Below are 18316 nucleotides of genomic sequence, written 5' to 3' on the forward strand. Positions count from 1 at the left end.
AATGTTCAAAAGCCTGGAGCTTGCATGCTTTCCCACGAAGTGCCGGAAGTCACCGCGGCGAGCTGACGGAAGTCATGCGCGGCGCCGTGTCCGCGGACACTCACGCTGTCAGACGCTGGTTATCCGCCGGCTTGGATGCCTTGTCCACCGGCAGCCGTGCGAAGACGTCTTCGGCAGCCTGGCCGAGCGTGGCATCCAGCAGCCGGATGCGCGGCAGCAGCGGCGGCTGCCGGCGGCTTTCCGCGGCCACCGCCAGCCACGCGAGCCAGCGCGCGAGGCGATGCCGTTCGGGCGCGTTGAGCGCAGCCAGGGCGACACGCACGGCGAACGAGCGGCGCCTGGCCAGGGCCTGTCCTTGTTCGAGCCACGCCGCCAGGATGCGCTGCGCGTGGCGATAGGGGCCGCTTAGGGCGAGTTCTGCGATAGTAGAGGTCATGGGTCGGCCGTTCAGGACGGCGGTGGAAAATAAGTAAACCGGCGCGTATACTAAACCTCGGTTATCCCTTTGTGAAGGTGTAGAACGGCATGAACACGATCGCGCAGACCAAGCCCCAGGGTCCTGGCCGCCCGAAGGACATGGAAAAGCGCGCGGCGATCCTCGAGGCCGCGAAGGCCCTGTTCGTGCGTAACGCCTTCGCCGGCACCAGCATGGACGCCGTGGCCGCCGAGGCCGGCGTGTCCAAGCTCACCGTCTACAGCCATTTCGGCGACAAGGACAACCTGTTCCGCGAAGTCATCCGCGCACACATTCAGGACGTCCTGCCCGAAGACACCTACCAGTACGACTCGACGGCGGACATTCGCGACGTGCTGATGCACGTGGCCATGACCCACGCCCACATCGACTGCGACCCCAAGAATGTCGGCACCTTCCGCGCCATCCTCAGCGACTGCCGCCAGGGCAATCCGCGTTACGGCAAGCTGCTGTGGGAGGAAGGTCCCACCCGCACGCACAAGCTGATGGAACGCCTGCTGCAACAGGCGGTTGACGACGGCAAGCTGGAGATCGAGAACGTCGCCCAGGCCAGTGTCCAGTTCCTCGCCTTGATCAAGGGCGACCTCGTCCTGCGCCGCATGTTCGGCTGCGACGGCTGCCAGGAAGCCTTCGCCAGCGAGATGGAAGCCAACGCCCGCGCCGGCGTGTCCACCTTCCTGCGTGCCTACCTGCCGCGCTGATCCGCACGCCTTCACGCCGCGTACTCGCCCGTATCCGGCGATTCGTGCTTGAATACCTGCCTTCTGGAAGCGGGGGTGCCGACCACAGTCGGCTGAGAGAGTCCCTTCGAACCTGATCCGGTTAGCACCGGTGTAGGGAGCTTCGCCGCACGATCCGTCACTGTTCGTGCATCCGGCGCCGCCGCTTCGTGTTCCCCCGCCTCACGAAGGACGCCACGCCGATGAATGCCCAGCCCAACGATCTCGCGCGCGCCGCGCAGGAACTCTCCGAGGCCGTCACCCGGCCGATACCCGGTTCGCGCAAGATCTATGTGCAGGGCAGTCGCCCGGATCTGCGCGTGCCGCTGCGCGAAATCTGCCAGGCGAAGACGCCGACCCTGTTCGGTGGCGAAGACAACCCGCCCGTCACCGTCTACGACACCTCCGGCCCGTACACCGACCCGGGCTACCAGGTCGACCTGGCGGCTGGCCTGCCGGCCCTGCGCGCAGCGTGGATCGAAGAGCGCGGCGATGTCGAGCGCCTGACCGGCCTCAGCTCCGACTTCGGCCGCCAGCGTGCCGCCGATGCCAAGCTCGACCCGATCCGCTTCCGTCACCATCTGCGCCAGCCGCTGCGCGCCAAGGCCGGCGCCAACGTCACGCAGATGCACTACGCGCGTCGCGGCATCGTTACGCCGGAGATGGAATACATCGCCATCCGCGAGAACCAGAAGCTGGAAGCCCTGGCTGAAAGCGCGCTGCGCAACCAGCATCCCGGCCAATCCTTCGGCGCCTCGCTGCCCAAGCTGATCACACCGGAATTCGTGCGCGACGAAGTCGCCCGTGGCCGCGCCATTATTCCGGCCAACATCAACCATCCCGAAAGCGAGCCGATGATCATCGGCCGCAACTTCCTCACCAAGATCAACGCCAACATCGGCAACAGCGCCGTGTCCTCCGGCATCGCCGAAGAGGTGGAGAAGCTGGTGTGGTCGATCCGCTGGGGCGGCGACACGGTGATGGACCTGTCCACCGGCAAGAACATCCACGAGACGCGCGAGTGGATCATCCGCAACTCGCCCGTGCCGATCGGTACCGTGCCGATCTACCAGGCGCTGGAGAAGGTCGGCGGCGTCGCCGAGGAGCTGACCTGGGAGCTGTTCCGCGACACCCTGGTCGAGCAGGCCGAACAGGGTGTGGACTACTTCACCATCCATGCCGGCGTGCTGCTGCGCTTCGTGCCGCTGACGGCCCGGCGCGTCACCGGCATCGTCTCGCGCGGCGGCTCGATCATGGCCAAGTGGTGCCTGGCGCATCACAAGGAGAATTTCCTCTACACGCACTTCGAGGAAATCTGCGAAATCATGAAGGCCTACGACGTGTCCTTCAGTTTGGGCGACGGCCTGCGTCCGGGTTGCGTGGCCGACGCCAACGACGCCGCGCAGTTCGGCGAACTGGACACGCTGGGCGAACTGACCCAGATCGCCTGGAAGCACGACGTGCAGACCATGATCGAAGGCCCCGGCCACGTGCCGATGCAGCTGATCAAGGAGAACATGGAGCGCCAGCTGGAGAAGTGCCACGAGGCGCCGTTCTACACGCTGGGGCCGCTGACCACCGACATCGCGCCGGGCTACGACCACATCACCTCTGCCATCGGCGCGGCGATGATCGGCTGGTTCGGCACCGCCATGCTCTGCTATGTCACACCGAAGGAGCACCTGGGCTTGCCGAACAAGCAGGACGTGCGCGACGGCATCATCGCCTACAAGATCGCCGCGCACGCGGCGGACCTGGCCAAGGGCCATCCGGGCGCGCAGGTACGCGACAACGCGCTCAGCAAGGCGCGCTTCGAGTTCCGCTGGGACGATCAGTTCAACCTGGGCCTGGATCCGGAAAAGGCCAAGGAATTCCATGACGAGACCTTGCCCAAGGACGCGCACAAGTCCGCGCACTTCTGCTCGATGTGCGGCCCGAAGTTCTGCTCGATGAAGATCACCCAGGACGTGCGCGACTACGCCGCCGAGCACGGCGTGGACGAGTCGTCCGCGCTGGACGAGGGCATGGCCGAGAAGGCCGCCGAGTTCCGCGAGCAGGGTTCGGAGGTCTACCACCGGGCCTGATGCGCGCTTTCTTTCGCCGCACCGCCGGGCCGCGCGTTCGTGACGCGCGGCCTTTTTCTTGAGGCCTGCCCGGCACACGCACGTTCTCGCCGCGTCATCCGGGTTACCTTACGCGCGTTTCCGCCAAGACCGGAGTCGAAGGAATTCCCGATGCAAGCGACGGACCCGACCGCCAGACCGAACCACGCCCTGCTGCGCGTGGCGCTGGTCGTGCTGGCCCTCCCTCTGCTGATCGCCTGCGTCGCCCTGTGGTGGTGGGATCGCGAGCCCACGATCGCCAATCCCTCCGTGCCGCCCCGCACCGAGCAGGTGGCGATGCGCCGACCGGTCACGCCGGGCGCCGCCACCACCGTTACCGTGATCCATGCCCTGCAAGGCCTGGCCAGCCGGCACGGCGGCCACGCCCCGCGAGGCCATCACCATCCCACCGGCGCGGCGATCGAAGGCACGCCGGGCTGGGAACGCGGCACCCTGGTCGCCTCGCGCGACCTGCTGCACGCCTTGCGCGTCGACTTCGCCCGGCCACGGGCGCCCCTGGTCGAAGACAGGGACCTTGCCGCCGCCGACGTCCTGTTGTCCGGGCATGTCGGCCGGCTGCCCCTGCGCAGCGCCGAGAGCCAGTACCGCAAGGCGGGCGATCACCTGATGGGTTATCTCGAACGCCTCACCGACGACGATCCGGACAACGCGCATTTCTATGTCAGTGCCGCCAGCCTGGCCGACTACCTGGAAGTCGTCACCGATCGCCTCGATGCCCTGCAGGATCGCCTGGCCGCCGGCATGATCCCGCCGCACCAGAGCGAGCTGACGCCGCCGCGATGGCCGATCGTCGCGTCGGCCATGGCGTTGCGGCGGGGCGGGCTGCCGTGGCGCCGCGCCGACGAGACCCTCTACGAAGCACGCGGCTACACGGCCACGCTGCTCGTGCAGATGAAAGCCTTCCAGCACGACTTCGGCCCGGTGCTCAAGAGCGATCAGGCCAAGGCCGACCTGCGCACGGCCATCGACGAACTCGAGGCGATGCAGTCGGGTCCGGCCAACCCGCTGGCGCTGGATGGCGCGCCGTTCGTGCGCCTGCCCGAACACGCGCTTGCCCTCGCCGCTGCGGTATCGCGCATCGACGATGCAGTGCTCGATCTTTGCGAGGAACTGCGCAAGAGCTGAGGGGCTGGCTACTTGACGGCTTCCATCACCTCGGCGACGTAATCGAGAAAGCAGCGTATGCGCGACGCCAGTTGCGTGTTGCGGTAGTACACCGCATGGATCGGCTGGCGCACGTCCAGCGTATCGCGCGCCAGCACCTGCACCAGCCGCCCTTCGGCCTGGTCCTTGACGGTGAGGTAGTCGGCCAGGCAGGCGATGCCTTCACCGGCGATCGCAAGCTGGCGTAGCGTTTCGCCGCTCGAGGCCAGCAGATTGGGCACGATGCGCAGCGCATCGCCCTGCGCATGGCGCAGCGGCCAATCGTTGAGCGTTTCGGTGAAGGCGAAGCCCAACAGGCTGTGCCGCGACAGATCGCGCACGTGGCGCGGCTGGCCGCGCGCTTTGAGGTAAGCGGGGCTGGCAAGCACGCGTAGCCGGCTCAGGCCCAGCGGCCGTGCATGCAGGGTGGAATCGCGCAGCGCCCCGATGCGGATCGCCACGTCGGTGCGCTGCTCCAGCAAGTCGATGATCTGGTCGCTGGTGTTCAATTCCAGCTCGATCTCCGGAAAGCGCGCGCGGAACCCGCCGACCAGCGGCACGATCACATGCAGCATGAAGGGCGACGCGGCGTTCACGCGCAGACGTCCGGCAGGCTTCTGCCGACGTGCCGTCATTTCGTCTTCGGTGTCTTCTACCGCGCCCACGATCTGCCGCGCGCGGTCGAGAAAGAAGCGGCCCTCTTCGGTCAGTTCCAGCCGCCGCGTGGTGCGGCGGAGCAGCGTGGTATCGAGCTTGCCCTCCAGCCGGCTCAGCGCGCGGCTGATGCCCGACACGGTCTGGCCCAGTTGCTCGGCCGCGGCGGTGATCGAACCGGTGTCCACCACGGTCACGAAGGTCTGCAGTTCGTCCAGGCTCGTCTTCATGCGAGGCGCGTCCTCATTGTTGCTTCCCGGGCAAGACTCCTTCGCTGTTTAGCAGGTTCTTGTGAAAGAGTCGCGTGCCGGCACCGTGCGCATCCTTTGCCAGCATGGAGCGCAGCCATGTCTCTCGCTCTGCTGGTGATGGCCATCGGCGCCTCCGTACATCGGCCCGGCCTGCGCTCGGCCGATCCCGCCAGCCTCGCGCCGGTTCGGAATTGAACGGCGAAGGCCCGGCCGCGCGATGCGGCCGGGCCTTCGCTTTTCTTTCAGGCCGAGGCCGGGGCGCGCGGCGACAGCAGCGCTTCCTGACCGATCCGGCGCAGGAACTCGATGCGGATGCGGTCGGCCACCGCAGCCACCACAGCCGCGCCATCGTCCGCCGGATCCACGTGCACGCGGAACGGACGCTTGCCGAAGGGCAGGTTCACGATCTCCACCATGGCGTCAGCGACGGTGGCGACGTCCGCATCCGGCGGCTCGCCGGCGGCCAGTCCGCGCAGGATCTCGTCCTCGAAACCCTTGTATGGACCTTCCGCGTACTCCTGCACGCGCGCTTTGTCGGCGGGCGTGCCGGAGTGGGCGAAGTGGTTGGTGCCCTTGGTGAATGCGCCGGGCACCACGATGGAGGTCTCGATACCCCAGCGCGCCAGCTCGCCCGCGTAGCTCACCGCCAGCGAATCCATCGCTGCCTTGGCGGCGAAGTAGGGCGCCAGGTAAGGCGGCGTGCCGCCGCGCGTACTGCTGCTGGAGACCCACAGCAGTAGACCTTTGCGCTGCCTGCGCAGCTGCGGCAGCGCGGCGCGGTTCACGCGTTGCGTGCCCAGCACGTTCACGTCGTAAAGCTGCGCGAACTGTTCCGGCGTGAAAGCTTCCGCCGGGCCGAACACCATGTGACCGGCGTTGTGCACCACCACGTCGAGGCGGCCGTCGGCGGCGACGATCCGCGCCACCGCCGCATCGGCGGATGCCTGCGACTGGACGTCCAGTTCGAGCGTGCGCAGATCCACGCCGTGTTCCTTCGCATAGGCTTCGGCCGCTTCGACTTGCGGTGCGTTGCGCCCCTGCGTGTCGCGCATGCTGGCGTAGACGGTGTGGCCGGCGCGGGCCAGCGCGCGGGCGGCGAGGGCGCCGAAACCGCTGGAGGCGCCGGTGATGAGAATGACCTGGTTCATGCGAGTGCTCCTTCCGATGGGTGGGTTCAGACCATGCCGCCGTTCACGCGCAGCACCTGGCCGTTGACCCACAGGCCATCGGGGCCGGCCAGGAAGGCGACTGCGCCGGCGACGTCCTCGGGCGTGCCGAGGCGCTCCATCGGCGCGAACCTGGCGATCTCCGCGATCCGTTCGTCGCTCTTGCCCTGGAAGAACAGGTCGGTACCCACCGGGCCGGGCGCGACCGCGTTCACCGCGACGTTGCGGCCGCGCATTTCGTTCGCCAGCACGCGGACCAGCCCTTCCACGCCGGCCTTGGAGGCGATGTACGGACCATAGGTGGGAAAGGAGCGGCCGATCGTGCTGGTGGACAGCGCAATGATGCGGCCACCCGACGGCACGCGCTGCGCCGCTTCGCTCAGCACCACGAACGCGCCGCGGAGATTGATGCGGATCATGCGATCGAACGCGGCCAGGTCGCCGCCGGCGATGGGCAGGTTGCTCATGACGCCGGCGCTGTGCACGACCACGTCGAGCGCGCCGGTCAGCTGCGCCGCCGCATCGAACACGCGGCGCATGTCTTCCGGTTCCGCCACGTCGCCCTGCATGGCTGCGGCGCGGCCGCCGGTCTGTTCGATCTCCCGCACCACGCGGTCGGCAGTGTCGGGGTTGCCGGCGTAGTGCACGGCGACCGCGAAGCCGTCCGCCGCCAGGCGCAGGGCGATCGCGCGGCCGATGCCGCCCGAGGCGCCGGTGACCAGGGCCGTTTTCGAGTTCTGCTGCTGCTGAGTCATGGGAATGCGCTCCTTGGGATATGGCCCGCGATGGGCCGGTGATTGGGTCGGGAGCCATTCTTTTGTTTTGATGGGCGTTGATAAATCGCCCTGATCTGGCATATCTATTCAATCCCATTGAATAATGGCTGCCATGGATCGCCTGGACGCCATGCGCCTGTTCACCCGAATCGTCGAACTCGGCAGCTTCTCGCGCGCCGCGGACGAGCGCGGCCTGCCGCGCGCGACGGCCACCTACGCGATCAAGGAGATGGAAGCCCGCCTGGGTTCGCGCCTGCTCGAGCGCACCACGCGGCAGGTACGTCCCACCCTGGACGGGCAGGCCTATTATGAGCGTTGCGTACATTTGCTGGCGGAGCTGGACGACGCCGAATCGGCGCTGGGCCAGGGCGCGACCAACCCTGGCGGCATGCTTCGGGTGGACCTGCATGGCGCGCACGCCACCCACATCGTGCTGCCGCGGATCGATGAATTCCACGCGCGCTACCCGCGCATCGAACTGAAGATCAGCAGCGGCGACCGGCTCGTCGACCTGGTGCGCGAAGGGATCGATTGCGTGATCCGAGCCGGCAACCCGAAGGATTCCAGCCTGGTCGCGCGTCGTATCGCCGTGATGCCGGAAGTGATCTGCGCCAGCCCCGGTTACCTCGCCCGCTTCGGCACGCCGCGGCATCCCGATGAGCTGTCGCGGCACCAGGCCGTCGGCTTCTTCGCCAGCGGGCGCGATAGTGCCTATCCCTTCGAACTGATCGTGGACGGACAGCTGCGCGAGTACACCCTCGCCTGCTGGCTGTCCGTCAATGACGCCGCCGGCTATCTCGTCGCCGGGGTGCAGGGCTGCGGCCTCATCCAGCTGCCGCGCTATCGCGCGCAGGAACATCTCGACGATGGCCGCCTGGTGGAAGTTCTCTCCGCATGGCGTTCGCCGGGGCTGCCGGTCGCCGCGATGTATCCCTACCACCGGCAACTCTCACCGCGCGTGCGCGTGTTCGTCGATTGGGCGGCCACGCTGTATCGCGAGACGTTCGGAGACATGACTTGATGCCCAACACCTTGCCCGAATGGCTCGCCCGCATGGAAGACGATGGAGCGCTGCGGGAACCGATGAATCTGCGCGAGCGGCTCGATGCGCTGGATCGCCTGGAGCTTCATGCGGAAGCATTCAGCGATCCGGCGTGGCTGGCGCGAGCCGAGTCGCTTCGCTCGACGCTGGAGGCGTTTAACCAGCAGCTTTACGCGCAGGTGCGCCAGGACATGCGCGCAGGCAGGCAAGCATTCGCGCCCTGGATCGACGCGCTGGAAGCCGCGCCCGCGGGCGACGGCTACGACTACCGCGATGATCTGGTCAGCGGCGTGCTCGCGTTCGACGAGCCGGGCGAAGCCGCTCCATTGCCGCCGGAGATGGTGTTCTACCAGCCCACGCCCGCGCGGCATGTGTTCGATCTGATCCGGCGGACGCCATTGAATGAGCATGACGTGCTTATGGATCTCGGCTCCGGCATGGGCATCGTGCCTATGCTCGTTGCGACATCGACCGGCGCGCGCGCGATCGGCATCGAGCGCGAGCCGGCCTATGCGGATGCCGCGCGCCGGTGCGCCCGGAGCCTGGGCCAGGCTCGTGCGTCGTTCGTCTGCCAGGACGCACGGGAGGCTGACATGTCGGCGGGTACCGTGTTCTATCTCTACACGCCCTTCACTGGCGAAGTGATGCGGACGGTGCTGGCGATGCTTCGCGACGAAGCGGCACGGCGTCCTCTGCGGGTGGCGACATTCGGGCCGTGCACGCCGGTGGTGGCGGCGGAGGCTTGGCTGCGCACGGACATGGAACGAAGCACGGAGCGGCTGGTGTTGTTCAGCACGGACTGACGCGCCCGCGTAGGTCGTCAGTCCCGAGGCAGGCGCGTCCGCTACCGCGTACCATCCCGCTACCCTGGGAGCTAACGGTGCCATGCCATGAAGCGTCCGCTGTTCGCCTTGCTTGCAGTCGTGATGCCTGCCTGCGCGCTGGCGAAGGAGGCGCCGCCCACCGTGCATCCCTGGACGCCGGTCGGCGTCTCCAGCGAACTGTTCGAATCGCATCCGGCCTTCGATCCGCGTACCGGCGAGCTCTACTTCGTGCGCAGCTCGAAGGCGTTCAAGGGGTGGCGCATCCTCACTTCCCATTGCGACGGCAAGACCTGGACGCCACCGGTGCCGGCGCCTTTCGCGGGGCCGGGCGCGGAAGCCGATCCCTGGTTCACCCCGGATGGCCGCAGCGTGTACTTCATCTCCACGCGCGCCACCGGCAGCCTGAAGAGCAAGGATCTGGACATCTGGCGCGCCGACCGCGCCGCGGACGGCACGTGGCAGGCGCCGGTGCGCTTGCCGGAGCCGGTGAATTCCGCGGAAGCAGAGTGGTTCCCGCGCATGGCGCCGGACGGCTGGCTGTATTTCGGTTCCAACCGTCCTGGCGGCCTCGGCAAGAACGACATCTGGCGCGCGAAGGAAACCCATCCAGGTCAATGGACTGTCGAAAACGCCGGGCCTGCGATCAATACGGCCGGCGACGAATACGAGCCGCTGCCGTCGCCGGACGGCAAGCGCATGATCGTGATGGCCGACGGCGGGTTGTACGAATCGCATTGGGATGGCCGACAGTGGTCGACCAAGGTGAAGCTCGGCCCCGAGGTGAACGTCAACGGTAGCGAGATCGGCGCGCTGTTCTCGCCCAGCGGCAAGTCGCTGCTTTTCGCGCGCGATACCGGCGAGCCGAAATCGGGCGAATTCTTCGTGTGGCAACCGCAAGGTCCGGAACACTGGCCGCCGGCGTGCGGCGAGGTTGCGCGCGCGGCTGGCGCCGCGTCGAGGTGATCGCCTAGCCGCCGGCATGCCGACGATGACGCCACGCGATCGCCAGCAAGGTTTCCAGCAACAGCAGCGCGGCGACGACTCCGATGCCGATCGGTGCGGGATTGCTGACGTGCCGCTGCAAGGCAAAGCCCACGCCGAGGAAGGTGCCGTTCCACAAGGCATTGCCCAGTGCGGTCGCGCCCAGAAAGGTAGCGGAGCGTACTTCCAGTACGCCCGCGATCAACGGCACGCACAGGCGCACTACGGGGATCACCTGGCCGAACAGCACCAGCGCGAATGGCCGGCGGCGACAGCGCTCGACCAGCATCGCGTAGCGCGCGCCGTCGAGGCCGGCGCGATGGCCGAAACGAACCACCATCGCTTCGGTGTGCCGCTGTCCCAGCGCACGGCCGAGTGCGTACCAGCAGGCCGCCGCCAGCGTCGAACCCGTCGTGGCCGCCAGTACGGCCACGCCAAGCCGTCCCACGCCGGCGGTGTGCATGCCGATGCCCATGTAGAGCACATAGGACGGAAAGATCGGCACCAGCTTTTCCGCGAACGCGGCGATGACGATATGGACGAGCGCGTCGGCGGAGAGCCAGCCTAACCACATGGCCGCACCTCAGGCGAATGCCGCCGCGCCGACGGTCTGGCGGCGCTGGATGCGGTACACGGTGGCCGGAGGCAGGTTGCGCAGCACGTAGCCGACCCGGCTCGCTTCGAGTTGCAGGCGCTCCAGCAACGCCGCCGGCACGGGGCAGGCCAGACCATAGGTGAATTGGTACAACGCGCCATCGCCGCACAAGCTGGCGAACGCACCGGCCAGGATATGGCGCCGGCTGTCGTGCGCGAAGTTGCGCAGCGGCAAGCCGCTGACGATCGCGCCCGCCGCGAAGCGCTCCACGCGTGCCCATTCGCCGAAACGCTCGGCATCCATCGCGAGCACATGCGCGCGGGGGAAGCGCTCGCGCAGGCGTTCGGCGAACGCCTCGTCGCGCTCGATCAATACCAGGTTGCCTTCGCGCACGCCGCGTTTGAGCAGGGCATGCGTGAATACGCCGGTGCCCGCGCCGAACTCGGCGATGCGACCGCTGCGCGCGTGGATCTGGCGCGTGATCAGGTCGGCCAGCGCACGGCCGGACGGCGCGATCGCACCGATGTGATGCGGATCGGCGAGCCAGCGGCGGAGGAAATGCACGGCATCTTGAACCATCGCCATAAACGCTCTTCGCGTGGGGAGGTAGTCGTCATCATCCGGACGAAGCTGGCGGCTACATGGCGTACCCGCCGGCGCTTCAACCGGCCGGTGGTGGATACGGCGCGGCCGACAGTGGCGGGAAATCAATGCGGAAGCAGGCGCCGCCGCCGGGCTCGTCGCGCACCGTGACGCGCGCGCCATGGCGCTGCACGATTTCCTGCACCAGATGCAGGCCGAGGCCGGCGCCGCCGGCCTGCGGGCGCAGGCGGTGGAAGGGTTCGAAGATCCGCTCGCGATCGGCCGCGGCGATGCCGTCGCCCTGGTCGGCCACTTCCATGCTGCGCGGCGGGAGCACGCGCAGCGCGATCGTGCCGCGCCGGCCGCCGTGCTGGATGGCGTTCTGTACCAGGTTGGCGAGCACGCGCTCCAGCGCGGCGCGGTCGCCGTCCACGAAGATCGGCGCGGCGCTCGCGTCTTCCAGCGCGAGTTCGTAGCCGGCAGCGATGGCCAGCGGTGCCAAGTCGGCGGCTGCGCGGCGGGCGAGCGCGCCGAGATCCAGCGGGACGAAGGCGCTGTCCTGCTGGCGCAGGCGCTGCGCATCGAGCATCTGCTCAGCCAGCGTGGCCAGGCGCGCCACATCCTCGAGCAACTGCGTGCGGGCGCTGATGTCGGGCAGGCCTTCCAGGCGCGCCTGCAGGATGGCAATCGGCGTGCGCAGTTCGTGCGCGGCGTCGAGCAGGAAGCGCTGCCGGCGCGCATAACCTTCGTCGAGTCGCGCCAGCGCCGCGTTGACCGCATCGACCAGGGGCACGACTTCCGCCGGCACGTGTTCGGCCGGCAGGCGCACGCCGCGACGATCCACATCGATACGCGCGGCGTCTGCGGCGGCGCGGTCGAGGCCGTGCATGGCCCGACGCACCACCAGCGGCGTGACCAGCAAGGTCACCAGCGCCATCAGGCCCGCCGCCGGCAGGCCGAACGCGGCCAGGGTGAGCAGCGCCACCTTGATGAGCTGGTATGCCGACAGTTCGCCGCCCGGTCCGGTCATGACCTGGACCATGCCGGCGGCGGAGTTCATGCGCTTCACGCGCGCGGTCGGCCGGGCCCGATCGCCGAGGTTCCAGCCCAGCCGCGCCTGCCCCACGTCGTCGAGCGCGTGACCGATGCGCGCAAATTCCGGCGGTACCTCGCCCTCGCTCAGCCAGTGACCCTGCATGTCATGCACCGTGAACCACAGGCCGGGCACGTCGGCGCGCAGTTCGGCGAGCGCGGGTGTAGGGCGCAGCGCGAGGCTGCCATCGGGCCGGCGCGCCAGCGCGTCGCGTACGACATCCAGCACGCGGTCCTCGGTTTCCAGCATCGTCGCGTCGCCGCGCCACCACGACAGGCCGAGCAGTACCAGCAGCAATGCCGTAAGCAGCGCGACCTGCAGCACCACCAGGCGCCGCACCAGCCGCCAGCGCAGGGTGCCATGGCCGTTCAAGCCGGGATCTCGCGCAATAGATAGCCGACGCCGCGGATGCCGTGGATCTCCAGGCCTGCCTGCGCGAGCTTGCCGCGCAGACGCGAAACGTGCGTGTCCAGGGCGTTGGGCTGCACGGCATCGTCGAAGCCGAACACGGCTTCTTCCAGTGCGCTGCGCAGCACGGTGCGGCCCTGGCGCTGCAGCAGCGTTTCGAGCACGAGCAGCTCGCGCCGGGGCAGCAACAGCGGCGCGCCGTCGATGCTGGCTTCGCGGTGGCGCGGGTCGAAACACAGGCGGCCGATGCGCAGCGTGTCCGCCTCGACCCGGCCGGGCCGGCGCAGGACGGCACGCAGGCGGGCCAGCACCTCCTCCACCGCGAAGGGTTTAGCGAGGTAATCGTCGGCGCCGTGATCGAGACCGCTTACGCGATCCTCCAGCCCGCCCCGTGCGGTGAGCACGATGACCGGCGTGTCGATACGCCGCGCGCGCAGCTGCGGCAGCAGGCTCAGACCATCGCCGTCCGGCAGCCGGCGGTCCAGCAGCACGGCATCATGCACGCCGCTGGCGAGTGCGGCGCTGGCGGCGGCCAGCGTAGGCACGTGATCCACCACGGCGTGATGGCGCGCCAGCGCTGCCGCCAGGGCGGCAGCCAGTTCGGTTTCGTCCTCGACCAGAAGTATGCGCACGCGTCCCTCGCATCGGCCCGGCGCCAGCCTGGCGCGCGAACATGGCGGCTACCTTGCGTAGCCGCCACGGACGGGGCAAGTGCCGTCGGCTCAGCTGGCGGCGCGGCGTCGGAGGCCCTGGCTGGTCGCGTGCGCTTCGCGCAGGCGGCGGCCGTGTGCCGCCAGCAGGTCGCCGCGCGTGACGATGCCGACCATGCGGTGGCTGCCGTCGGTGCTCAGCACGATCAGGCGGCCGACGTCGGCCTCGACCATGTGGTCGGCCGCTTCGCGCAGGCTGTGGTCTTCGCGTACGACCAGGGCGGGGCGTTTCACGAGCTCACTGACCCTGCGCTCGCCCGTCACCTGGCGGTCGAGCAGGTCGCGTCGGGTGACCACGCCGCGCAGCGCGCCCTGTGCATCGACTACCGGGAATCCCTGGTGCTTCGCTGCCGCGCCGCCTTCGTCCAGCCAGGTGCGTACGTCATGCAGCGATTGCTCTGCCCGCAGCGTGACGACGTCACGCGTGCAGGCGTCGCGCACCAGGATGCGGTCGAGGTAATCGGCCGTGTATTCGGCCGGCACGCGCACGCCGCGGCGTGCGATCTTCTCGGTCATGATCGTGTGGCGCATCAGCAGGCCGGACACCAGGTAGGCGGCTGCGCAACCGGCCAGCAACGGCAGCAGGCCATTGGCCTGCCGGGTGGTTTCGAAGGCGAACACCACCGAGGTGAGGAAAGCGCGCGAGGCGCCGGCGAAGATGGCCGCCATGCACACCAGCGCCGCCATGCGGGGATCGACGTGCAGCCACGGCAGGCAGGTCATGGTGAGCGTGCCGAACACGCCGCCCAGCGCGCCGCCGATGGTGAACAGCGGCGCCAGCGTGCCGCCGGACGTGCCGCTGCCCAGCGAGACCGACCACGACACCAGCTTCAGCAGGCACAGCGACAGCATCGCGCCCACGCCGAGCTGGCCGCCCAGCACGGCGCTGATGTTGGTATAGCCCACGCCCAGCGTGGCGGGCAGGAAGTAGCCGACCACGCCGGTGACCACCGCGCCCAGCGCTGGCCACCACATCCAGTGGATCGGCAGTTTTTCGAAGCCGTCCTCGATCGCATAGACCAGGCGCGTGATGCCCACGCTGAGCACGCCGACCACCAGGCCCAGCACGAGGTAGGCCGCCAGCGCCGGCAGGTCGGGCGCTGGCAGCGCCGGCATGGCGAACATCGGGCCGCTGCCTTCGAGCGCGAAGCGCACGCCCGTGCCCGCCGCCGCGCCGAGGGCCACGGGAATGAGCGAGCGCGCGCGGCGCTCGAACAGCAATAGTTCCAGCGCCAGCAGCACGGCCGACACCGGCGCGTTGAACACGGCCGCCATGCCGGCCGCCGCGCCGGCGGCTAGCAGCGTCTTGCGCTCATCCGCGGTGACGCGCAGCAGCTGCCCGGCCAGCGAACCCAGCGCGCCGCCGGTGGCGATGATCGGACCCTCGGCACCGAACGGCCCGCCGGTGCCGATGGCGACCGCGGAAGATACCGGCTTGAGCCAGGTCATGCGCGGCGGGATGCGGCTCTCGTTGAGCAGCACCTGTTCCATCGCTTCGGGAATGCCGTGTCCACGGATCGCGCGCGAGCCGAAGCGCGCCATGATGCCGACGATCAGGCCGCCGGCCACGGGGACGGCGATCACCCACAGGCCGAGCCGGTTGTCAGCGGGACTGGCGAAGTCGAAGCTCCAGCGGCCGTAGAAGGCGAGGTTGGTGACCAGCCCGATCAGTCCGGTGAGCGCCCGCGCCACCACCGCCACCACGGCGCCAAGCAGCATCGCCAGCGAGGCGATCCACACCACGCGCATGCCCAGCGGCCGGAACCGGCGCGGCATGTGGGCATCGGCGAGCGCCGGGTCCAGCGAGGGGGCGAGCGGAAGCGCCGCACGCGAGTGCGGGTCTTGGGCGTCATGCATGGGAAAGGGCCTGGGAGGCGGGTAGGCCGCGCAAGGTTACGCAAAACCCGGCCTCGTAGCTGGCTGGAAAATGAACGATATCTGGACGTCCATCCGCCTGGCTTACGATGGCGCGTCCCGTTCGACCGTGAGGCACGCCATGAAGCTCGGTCCCGTCATCCCGGTTCTGCGCATGTTCGACGTACCGAAGGCGCATGAGTTCTATCTCGGCTTCCTCGGCTTCGCGGTCGACTGGGAACATCGCTTCGAGGAAGGCCTGCCGCTGTACACGCAGGTCTCGCGCGCCGGTTGCGCGCTGCATCTGTCCGAGCATCACGGCGATGCCAGTCCCGGCGCCGCCGTGCGCATCGCGGTGGACGATATCGATGCGTTGCATGCGGAACTCGCGGCGAAGCAGTACGGCTATGGCCGGCCCGGCGTCGAGACCAGGCCTTGGGGTCTGCGCGAGCTGGCCGTGCATGACCCCTTCGGCAATCGGCTGATCTTCTTCGCCGGGCCGTAGCGCGGTCAGCGCGCGGCGGGCAGTTCGCCGGTGACCTGGCCGTGTTCATCCAGCGTGCGGACCATCGGCTTGCCGTCGCCCGCCACCATCAGCACGATGCGCGGCCGGCCTTGATCGTCGTTGATGCCCAGCCCCACCGTGCCGTCCTGTCCGCGGCCCATGGTCAGGCGCGTCTTCAGCGTGCCGCCATGCGACGCATAGAAAGCCTCGATCCGCTTGGCCTGTTCCTCCGGGGGCAGGTTCTTGATCTGGTCCAGCAGCTGGATCAGTTGGAGGATGGGAAACGGCGGCTGGTCGATGAGCGTGAAGCGGCTGCTGCGCGCCTCGCCCTGCTGGCTCGCATCCAGGCTGAGGATCTGGTCCTGCTCGAAGGCGTCGAAGGAGAGATGGCCGTAGGTCTGCTTGGTGCCGTCCGCGCTTTTCTCGCCGCCGAAAATCAGGCCGCCGTTCTCGGTACCTTCGTCGTTGAGGAAGATCATGCCGGCGGTCTTGCGGTTGGGGTGCGGATATTCCTTGTTCTTGATGTAGATGCCCGGCGCCTTGTCGGTGCTGGACACGATCAGGCGCAAGGTGCCGTCGGGCTCACGGATATTGATGCGCTGTACATCGAGCTGTTCGACCGAGAGTTTCCTCGGCGCATCGACGAAGCCGCTGAGCACGGTGACGGCGAACACGGCGGTAAGCACGCCCGAATAGATCATCAGGAAACGCTGGCTGCCCCAAGTCATCGCGACACTCCTGGAACGAAAAAGGCGGGGCCACATCGTGTGACCCCGCCCGCCAGGAAAGCGTGATAACTGCCGTGTCAGAACGCGCCGGCGTTCTCAGAAATGGATCACAGTGCGGATCGACTTGCCCTCGTGCATCAGGTCGAATGCCTCGTTGATGCGTTCCAGCGGCAGGTTGTGGGTGATGAACGGATCGAGCCGGATCTCGCCCTTCATCGCCTGCTCGACCATGCCCGGCAGCTGGGTGCGGCCCTTCACGCCGCCGAAGGCGCTGCCGCGCCACACGCGGCCGGTGACCAGCTGGAATGGCCGCGTGCGGATCTCCTGGCCCGCGCCGGCCACGCCGATGATCACGCTCTCGCCCCAACCCTTGTGGCAGCACTCCAGTGCGGCCCGCATCACCTCTACGTTGCCGATGCACTCGAAGCTGAAATCCACGCCGCCATCGGTCATCTCGACGATGACGTCCTGGATGGGTTTGGCATGGTCCTTCGGGTTGACGCAGTCGGTGGCGCCCATCTGGCGTGCGAGATCGAACTTGGTCGGATTGGTGTCGACGCCGATGATGCGCCCGGCCTTGGCCTGCACCGCACCCTGGATGACCGCCAGGCCAATGCCGCCCAGGCCGAATACCGCCACGGTGTCGCCGGGTTTCACCTTGGCCGTGTTGTGCACGGCGCCGATGCCGGTGGTGACGCCGCAGCCGAGCAGGCACACCTTCTCCAGCGGCGCGGCCGGATTCACCACGGCCAGCGAGATCTCCGGCACGACGGTGTACTCGCTGAACGTGCTGGTGCCCATGTAGTGGTAGATGGGCTGGCCGTTATAGGAGAAGCGCGTGCTGCCGTCCGGCATCAGACCTTTGCCCTGGGTTGCGCGCACGGCCTGGCACAGGTTGGTCTTGCCGGACTTGCAGAACTTGCACTCGCGGCATTCGGCCGTATACAGCGGAATCACATGGTCGCCCGGCTTCACGCTGGTGACGCCTTCGCCCACCTCGACCACGATGCCGCCGCCTTCATGGCCCAGCACGGCAGGGAAGATCCCTTCCGGATCGTCGCCGGACAGCGTGAAAGCATCGGTGTGGCACACGCCGGTATGGGTGATGCGGACCAGCACCTCGCCCTTGCGCGGCGGCGCGACGTCGATGTCGACGATCTCCAGCGGCTTGCCCGGCCCGAAGGCGACGGCGGCACGTGACTTCATAGGTATGTCTCCAGCGAACGAACGGAACAGAATGGCGGACGGCGGCGCCCGCTTATTTCAGATAGGAACGGACCAGCTCGGTCATCTCGCGCACGCGCTCGGCGCGGCGCTCTTCGGACGGCGCCGGTGCACCGAACTCCTCGCGGATATGCGCCTCCATCACCTCGGACATCAGGCCGTTGACCGCGCCGCGCACGGCGGCGATCTGCTGCATCACCGGTGCGCAGTCGGCGCCCGCTTCGAGCGCGCGCTCGAGCGCCTCGAGCTGGCCGCGAATACGGCGCACGCGACCGAGGACGCGTTTTTTCTCTTGCGGCGAATGGGGCATGGCGCAGGACCAGTATCTATACTGGGGTAGAGTATCTGGCCAGACGAGCCATAGGTCAATGCGGATGGCCTTATCAGGCCTAGCTTTTCCATTTTGGAAAAGCTGTGTATGTCTTTGTCTTCTATTTGCACCCCAACTGGAAAGTTAGGATGC

19 protein-coding genes and 1 riboswitch are annotated in these 18316 nt (G+C 68.1%); of the genes, 7 read left to right on the forward strand and 12 right to left on the reverse strand.

Features of this window, described 5'->3' with window-relative positions; all coding sequences use genetic code 11:
• Window positions 1-100: 100 nt before the first annotated feature.
• Window positions 101-436 (reverse strand): hypothetical protein, encoded by a 336-nt coding sequence (locus tag ACNR9O_RS23045; RefSeq protein WP_473684302.1) that lies wholly within the window; start codon window positions 434-436, stop codon window positions 101-103.
• Window positions 437-525: 89 nt separating this feature from the next.
• On the opposite strand from ACNR9O_RS23045, the gene ACNR9O_RS23050 reads away from it, so the two are divergent.
• From ACNR9O_RS23050 to ACNR9O_RS23060, 3 genes are all read left to right on the forward strand, one after another.
• Window positions 526-1176 carry a TetR/AcrR family transcriptional regulator gene (locus ACNR9O_RS23050; protein ID WP_473684300.1) on the forward strand — a complete coding sequence of 217 codons (651 nt, stop codon included), beginning with the start codon at window positions 526-528 and terminating at the stop codon, window positions 1174-1176.
• 61 nt (window positions 1177-1237) lie between these two features.
• A riboswitch (TPP riboswitch) is annotated at window positions 1238-1332 on the forward strand.
• Window positions 1333-1397: 65 nt separating this feature from the next.
• Window positions 1398-3278 carry a phosphomethylpyrimidine synthase ThiC gene (gene thiC, locus ACNR9O_RS23055; RefSeq protein ID WP_473684298.1) on the forward strand — a complete coding sequence of 627 codons (1881 nt, stop codon included), beginning with the start codon at window positions 1398-1400 and terminating at the stop codon, window positions 3276-3278.
• Between the two features lie 150 nt (window positions 3279-3428).
• Window positions 3429-4442, forward strand: coding sequence for a DUF2333 family protein (locus ACNR9O_RS23060; RefSeq protein WP_473684297.1), 1014 nt, complete (start codon window positions 3429-3431; stop codon window positions 4440-4442).
• A gap of 8 nt (window positions 4443-4450) precedes the next feature.
• Here the strand turns inward: ACNR9O_RS23060 and ACNR9O_RS23065 are convergent, their stop codons facing one another.
• From ACNR9O_RS23065 to ACNR9O_RS23075, 3 genes are all read right to left on the reverse strand, one after another.
• A complete protein-coding gene (locus tag ACNR9O_RS23065) occupies window positions 4451-5344 on the reverse strand; it encodes a LysR substrate-binding domain-containing protein (protein ID WP_473684296.1) in 894 nt (297 codons plus the stop codon).
• 263 nt (window positions 5345-5607) lie between these two features.
• Window positions 5608-6513, reverse strand: a complete 906-nt coding sequence (locus tag ACNR9O_RS23070; RefSeq protein ID WP_473684294.1) for an SDR family oxidoreductase — start codon at window positions 6511-6513, stop codon at window positions 5608-5610.
• Window positions 6514-6539: 26 nt separating this feature from the next.
• Window positions 6540-7286: an SDR family oxidoreductase gene (locus tag ACNR9O_RS23075; RefSeq protein ID WP_473684292.1), complete on the reverse strand. Its 747-nt coding sequence runs from the start codon at window positions 7284-7286 to the stop codon at window positions 6540-6542.
• Between the two features lie 133 nt (window positions 7287-7419).
• Between ACNR9O_RS23075 and ACNR9O_RS23080 the strand changes: the two genes are divergently transcribed.
• From ACNR9O_RS23080 to ACNR9O_RS23090, 3 genes are all read left to right on the forward strand, one after another.
• Entirely contained in the window at window positions 7420-8328 is a 909-nt protein-coding gene (locus tag ACNR9O_RS23080; protein WP_473684290.1) for a LysR family transcriptional regulator, read from the forward strand.
• Window positions 8328-9152 (forward strand): hypothetical protein, encoded by an 825-nt coding sequence (locus ACNR9O_RS23085; RefSeq protein WP_473684288.1) that lies wholly within the window; start codon window positions 8328-8330, stop codon window positions 9150-9152. The genes ACNR9O_RS23080 and ACNR9O_RS23085 overlap by 1 nt, the downstream gene beginning before the upstream one ends.
• A gap of 87 nt (window positions 9153-9239) precedes the next feature.
• Window positions 9240-10136, forward strand: a complete 897-nt coding sequence (locus tag ACNR9O_RS23090) for a TolB family protein (RefSeq protein ID WP_473684286.1) — start codon at window positions 9240-9242, stop codon at window positions 10134-10136.
• A gap of 4 nt (window positions 10137-10140) precedes the next feature.
• Here the strand turns inward: ACNR9O_RS23090 and ACNR9O_RS23095 are convergent, their stop codons facing one another.
• The 5 genes from ACNR9O_RS23095 to ACNR9O_RS23115 form a co-directional block, all read right to left on the reverse strand.
• The gene (locus ACNR9O_RS23095) at window positions 10141-10728 is read right to left on the reverse strand and encodes a DedA family protein (RefSeq protein ID WP_473684283.1); all 588 of its coding nucleotides are present in this window, start codon (window positions 10726-10728) and stop codon (window positions 10141-10143) included.
• Window positions 10729-10737: 9 nt separating this feature from the next.
• Window positions 10738-11334 carry a class I SAM-dependent methyltransferase gene (locus tag ACNR9O_RS23100; protein ID WP_473684281.1) on the reverse strand — a complete coding sequence of 199 codons (597 nt, stop codon included), beginning with the start codon at window positions 11332-11334 and terminating at the stop codon, window positions 10738-10740.
• A 76-nt stretch (window positions 11335-11410) separates the two neighbouring features.
• Window positions 11411-12796, reverse strand: coding sequence for a sensor histidine kinase (locus tag ACNR9O_RS23105; RefSeq protein ID WP_473684279.1), 1386 nt, complete (start codon window positions 12794-12796; stop codon window positions 11411-11413).
• A complete protein-coding gene (locus ACNR9O_RS23110) occupies window positions 12793-13464 on the reverse strand; it encodes a response regulator transcription factor (protein WP_473684277.1) in 672 nt (223 codons plus the stop codon). The genes ACNR9O_RS23105 and ACNR9O_RS23110 overlap by 4 nt, the downstream gene beginning before the upstream one ends.
• A 90-nt stretch (window positions 13465-13554) precedes the next feature.
• Window positions 13555-15399 (reverse strand): chloride channel protein, encoded by a 1845-nt coding sequence (locus ACNR9O_RS23115; protein WP_473684275.1) that lies wholly within the window; start codon window positions 15397-15399, stop codon window positions 13555-13557.
• Between the two features lie 139 nt (window positions 15400-15538).
• Here ACNR9O_RS23115 and ACNR9O_RS23120 point away from each other — a divergent pair, with 139 nt between their 5' ends.
• Window positions 15539-15901 (forward strand): glyoxalase superfamily protein, encoded by a 363-nt coding sequence (locus ACNR9O_RS23120; protein WP_473684273.1) that lies wholly within the window; start codon window positions 15539-15541, stop codon window positions 15899-15901.
• 5 nt (window positions 15902-15906) lie between these two features.
• On the opposite strand, the gene ACNR9O_RS23125 is transcribed toward ACNR9O_RS23120, so the two are convergent.
• From ACNR9O_RS23125 to ACNR9O_RS23135, 3 genes are all read right to left on the reverse strand, one after another.
• Window positions 15907-16629: a hypothetical protein gene (locus tag ACNR9O_RS23125; RefSeq protein WP_473684271.1), complete on the reverse strand. Its 723-nt coding sequence runs from the start codon at window positions 16627-16629 to the stop codon at window positions 15907-15909.
• Window positions 16630-16725: 96 nt separating this feature from the next.
• On the reverse strand, window positions 16726-17835 hold the full coding sequence (locus ACNR9O_RS23130) for an S-(hydroxymethyl)glutathione dehydrogenase/class III alcohol dehydrogenase (RefSeq protein ID WP_473684269.1): 1110 nt from the start codon (window positions 17833-17835) through the stop codon (window positions 16726-16728).
• A gap of 52 nt (window positions 17836-17887) precedes the next feature.
• Window positions 17888-18163, reverse strand: coding sequence for a metal/formaldehyde-sensitive transcriptional repressor (locus ACNR9O_RS23135; RefSeq protein WP_473684267.1), 276 nt, complete (start codon window positions 18161-18163; stop codon window positions 17888-17890).
• Window positions 18164-18316: the final 153 nt, after the last annotated feature.

Source organism: Dyella sp. CR10, assembly GCF_055814425.1.

Excerpts from the sequence above, each read along its gene's own strand:
- ACNR9O_RS23125 (WP_473684271.1), bottom strand. The coding sequence starts at position 16,629 with ATGACTTGGGGCAGCCAGCGTTTCCTGATGATCTATTCGGGCGTGCTT.
- ACNR9O_RS23135 (WP_473684267.1), bottom strand. The coding sequence starts at position 18,163 with ATGCCCCATTCGCCGCAAGAGAAAAAACGCGTCCTCGGTCGCGTGCGC.
- ACNR9O_RS23045 (WP_473684302.1), bottom strand. The coding sequence starts at position 436 with ATGACCTCTACTATCGCAGAACTCGCCCTAAGCGGCCCCTATCGCCAC.
- ACNR9O_RS23075 (WP_473684292.1), bottom strand. The coding sequence starts at position 7,286 with ATGACTCAGCAGCAGCAGAACTCGAAAACGGCCCTGGTCACCGGCGCC.
- ACNR9O_RS23100 (WP_473684281.1), bottom strand. The coding sequence starts at position 11,334 with ATGGCGATGGTTCAAGATGCCGTGCATTTCCTCCGCCGCTGGCTCGCC.
- ACNR9O_RS23080 (WP_473684290.1), top strand. The coding sequence starts at position 7,420 with ATGGATCGCCTGGACGCCATGCGCCTGTTCACCCGAATCGTCGAACTC.
- ACNR9O_RS23130 (WP_473684269.1), bottom strand. The coding sequence starts at position 17,835 with ATGAAGTCACGTGCCGCCGTCGCCTTCGGGCCGGGCAAGCCGCTGGAG.
- ACNR9O_RS23070 (WP_473684294.1), bottom strand. The coding sequence starts at position 6,513 with ATGAACCAGGTCATTCTCATCACCGGCGCCTCCAGCGGTTTCGGCGCC.
- ACNR9O_RS23095 (WP_473684283.1), bottom strand. The coding sequence starts at position 10,728 with ATGTGGTTAGGCTGGCTCTCCGCCGACGCGCTCGTCCATATCGTCATC.
- thiC (WP_473684298.1), top strand. The coding sequence starts at position 1,398 with ATGAATGCCCAGCCCAACGATCTCGCGCGCGCCGCGCAGGAACTCTCC.
- ACNR9O_RS23060 (WP_473684297.1), top strand. The coding sequence starts at position 3,429 with ATGCAAGCGACGGACCCGACCGCCAGACCGAACCACGCCCTGCTGCGC.
- ACNR9O_RS23085 (WP_473684288.1), top strand. The coding sequence starts at position 8,328 with ATGCCCAACACCTTGCCCGAATGGCTCGCCCGCATGGAAGACGATGGA.
- ACNR9O_RS23115 (WP_473684275.1), bottom strand. The coding sequence starts at position 15,399 with ATGCATGACGCCCAAGACCCGCACTCGCGTGCGGCGCTTCCGCTCGCC.
- ACNR9O_RS23065 (WP_473684296.1), bottom strand. The coding sequence starts at position 5,344 with ATGAAGACGAGCCTGGACGAACTGCAGACCTTCGTGACCGTGGTGGAC.
- ACNR9O_RS23120 (WP_473684273.1), top strand. The coding sequence starts at position 15,539 with ATGAAGCTCGGTCCCGTCATCCCGGTTCTGCGCATGTTCGACGTACCG.
- ACNR9O_RS23090 (WP_473684286.1), top strand. The coding sequence starts at position 9,240 with ATGAAGCGTCCGCTGTTCGCCTTGCTTGCAGTCGTGATGCCTGCCTGC.
- ACNR9O_RS23050 (WP_473684300.1), top strand. The coding sequence starts at position 526 with ATGAACACGATCGCGCAGACCAAGCCCCAGGGTCCTGGCCGCCCGAAG.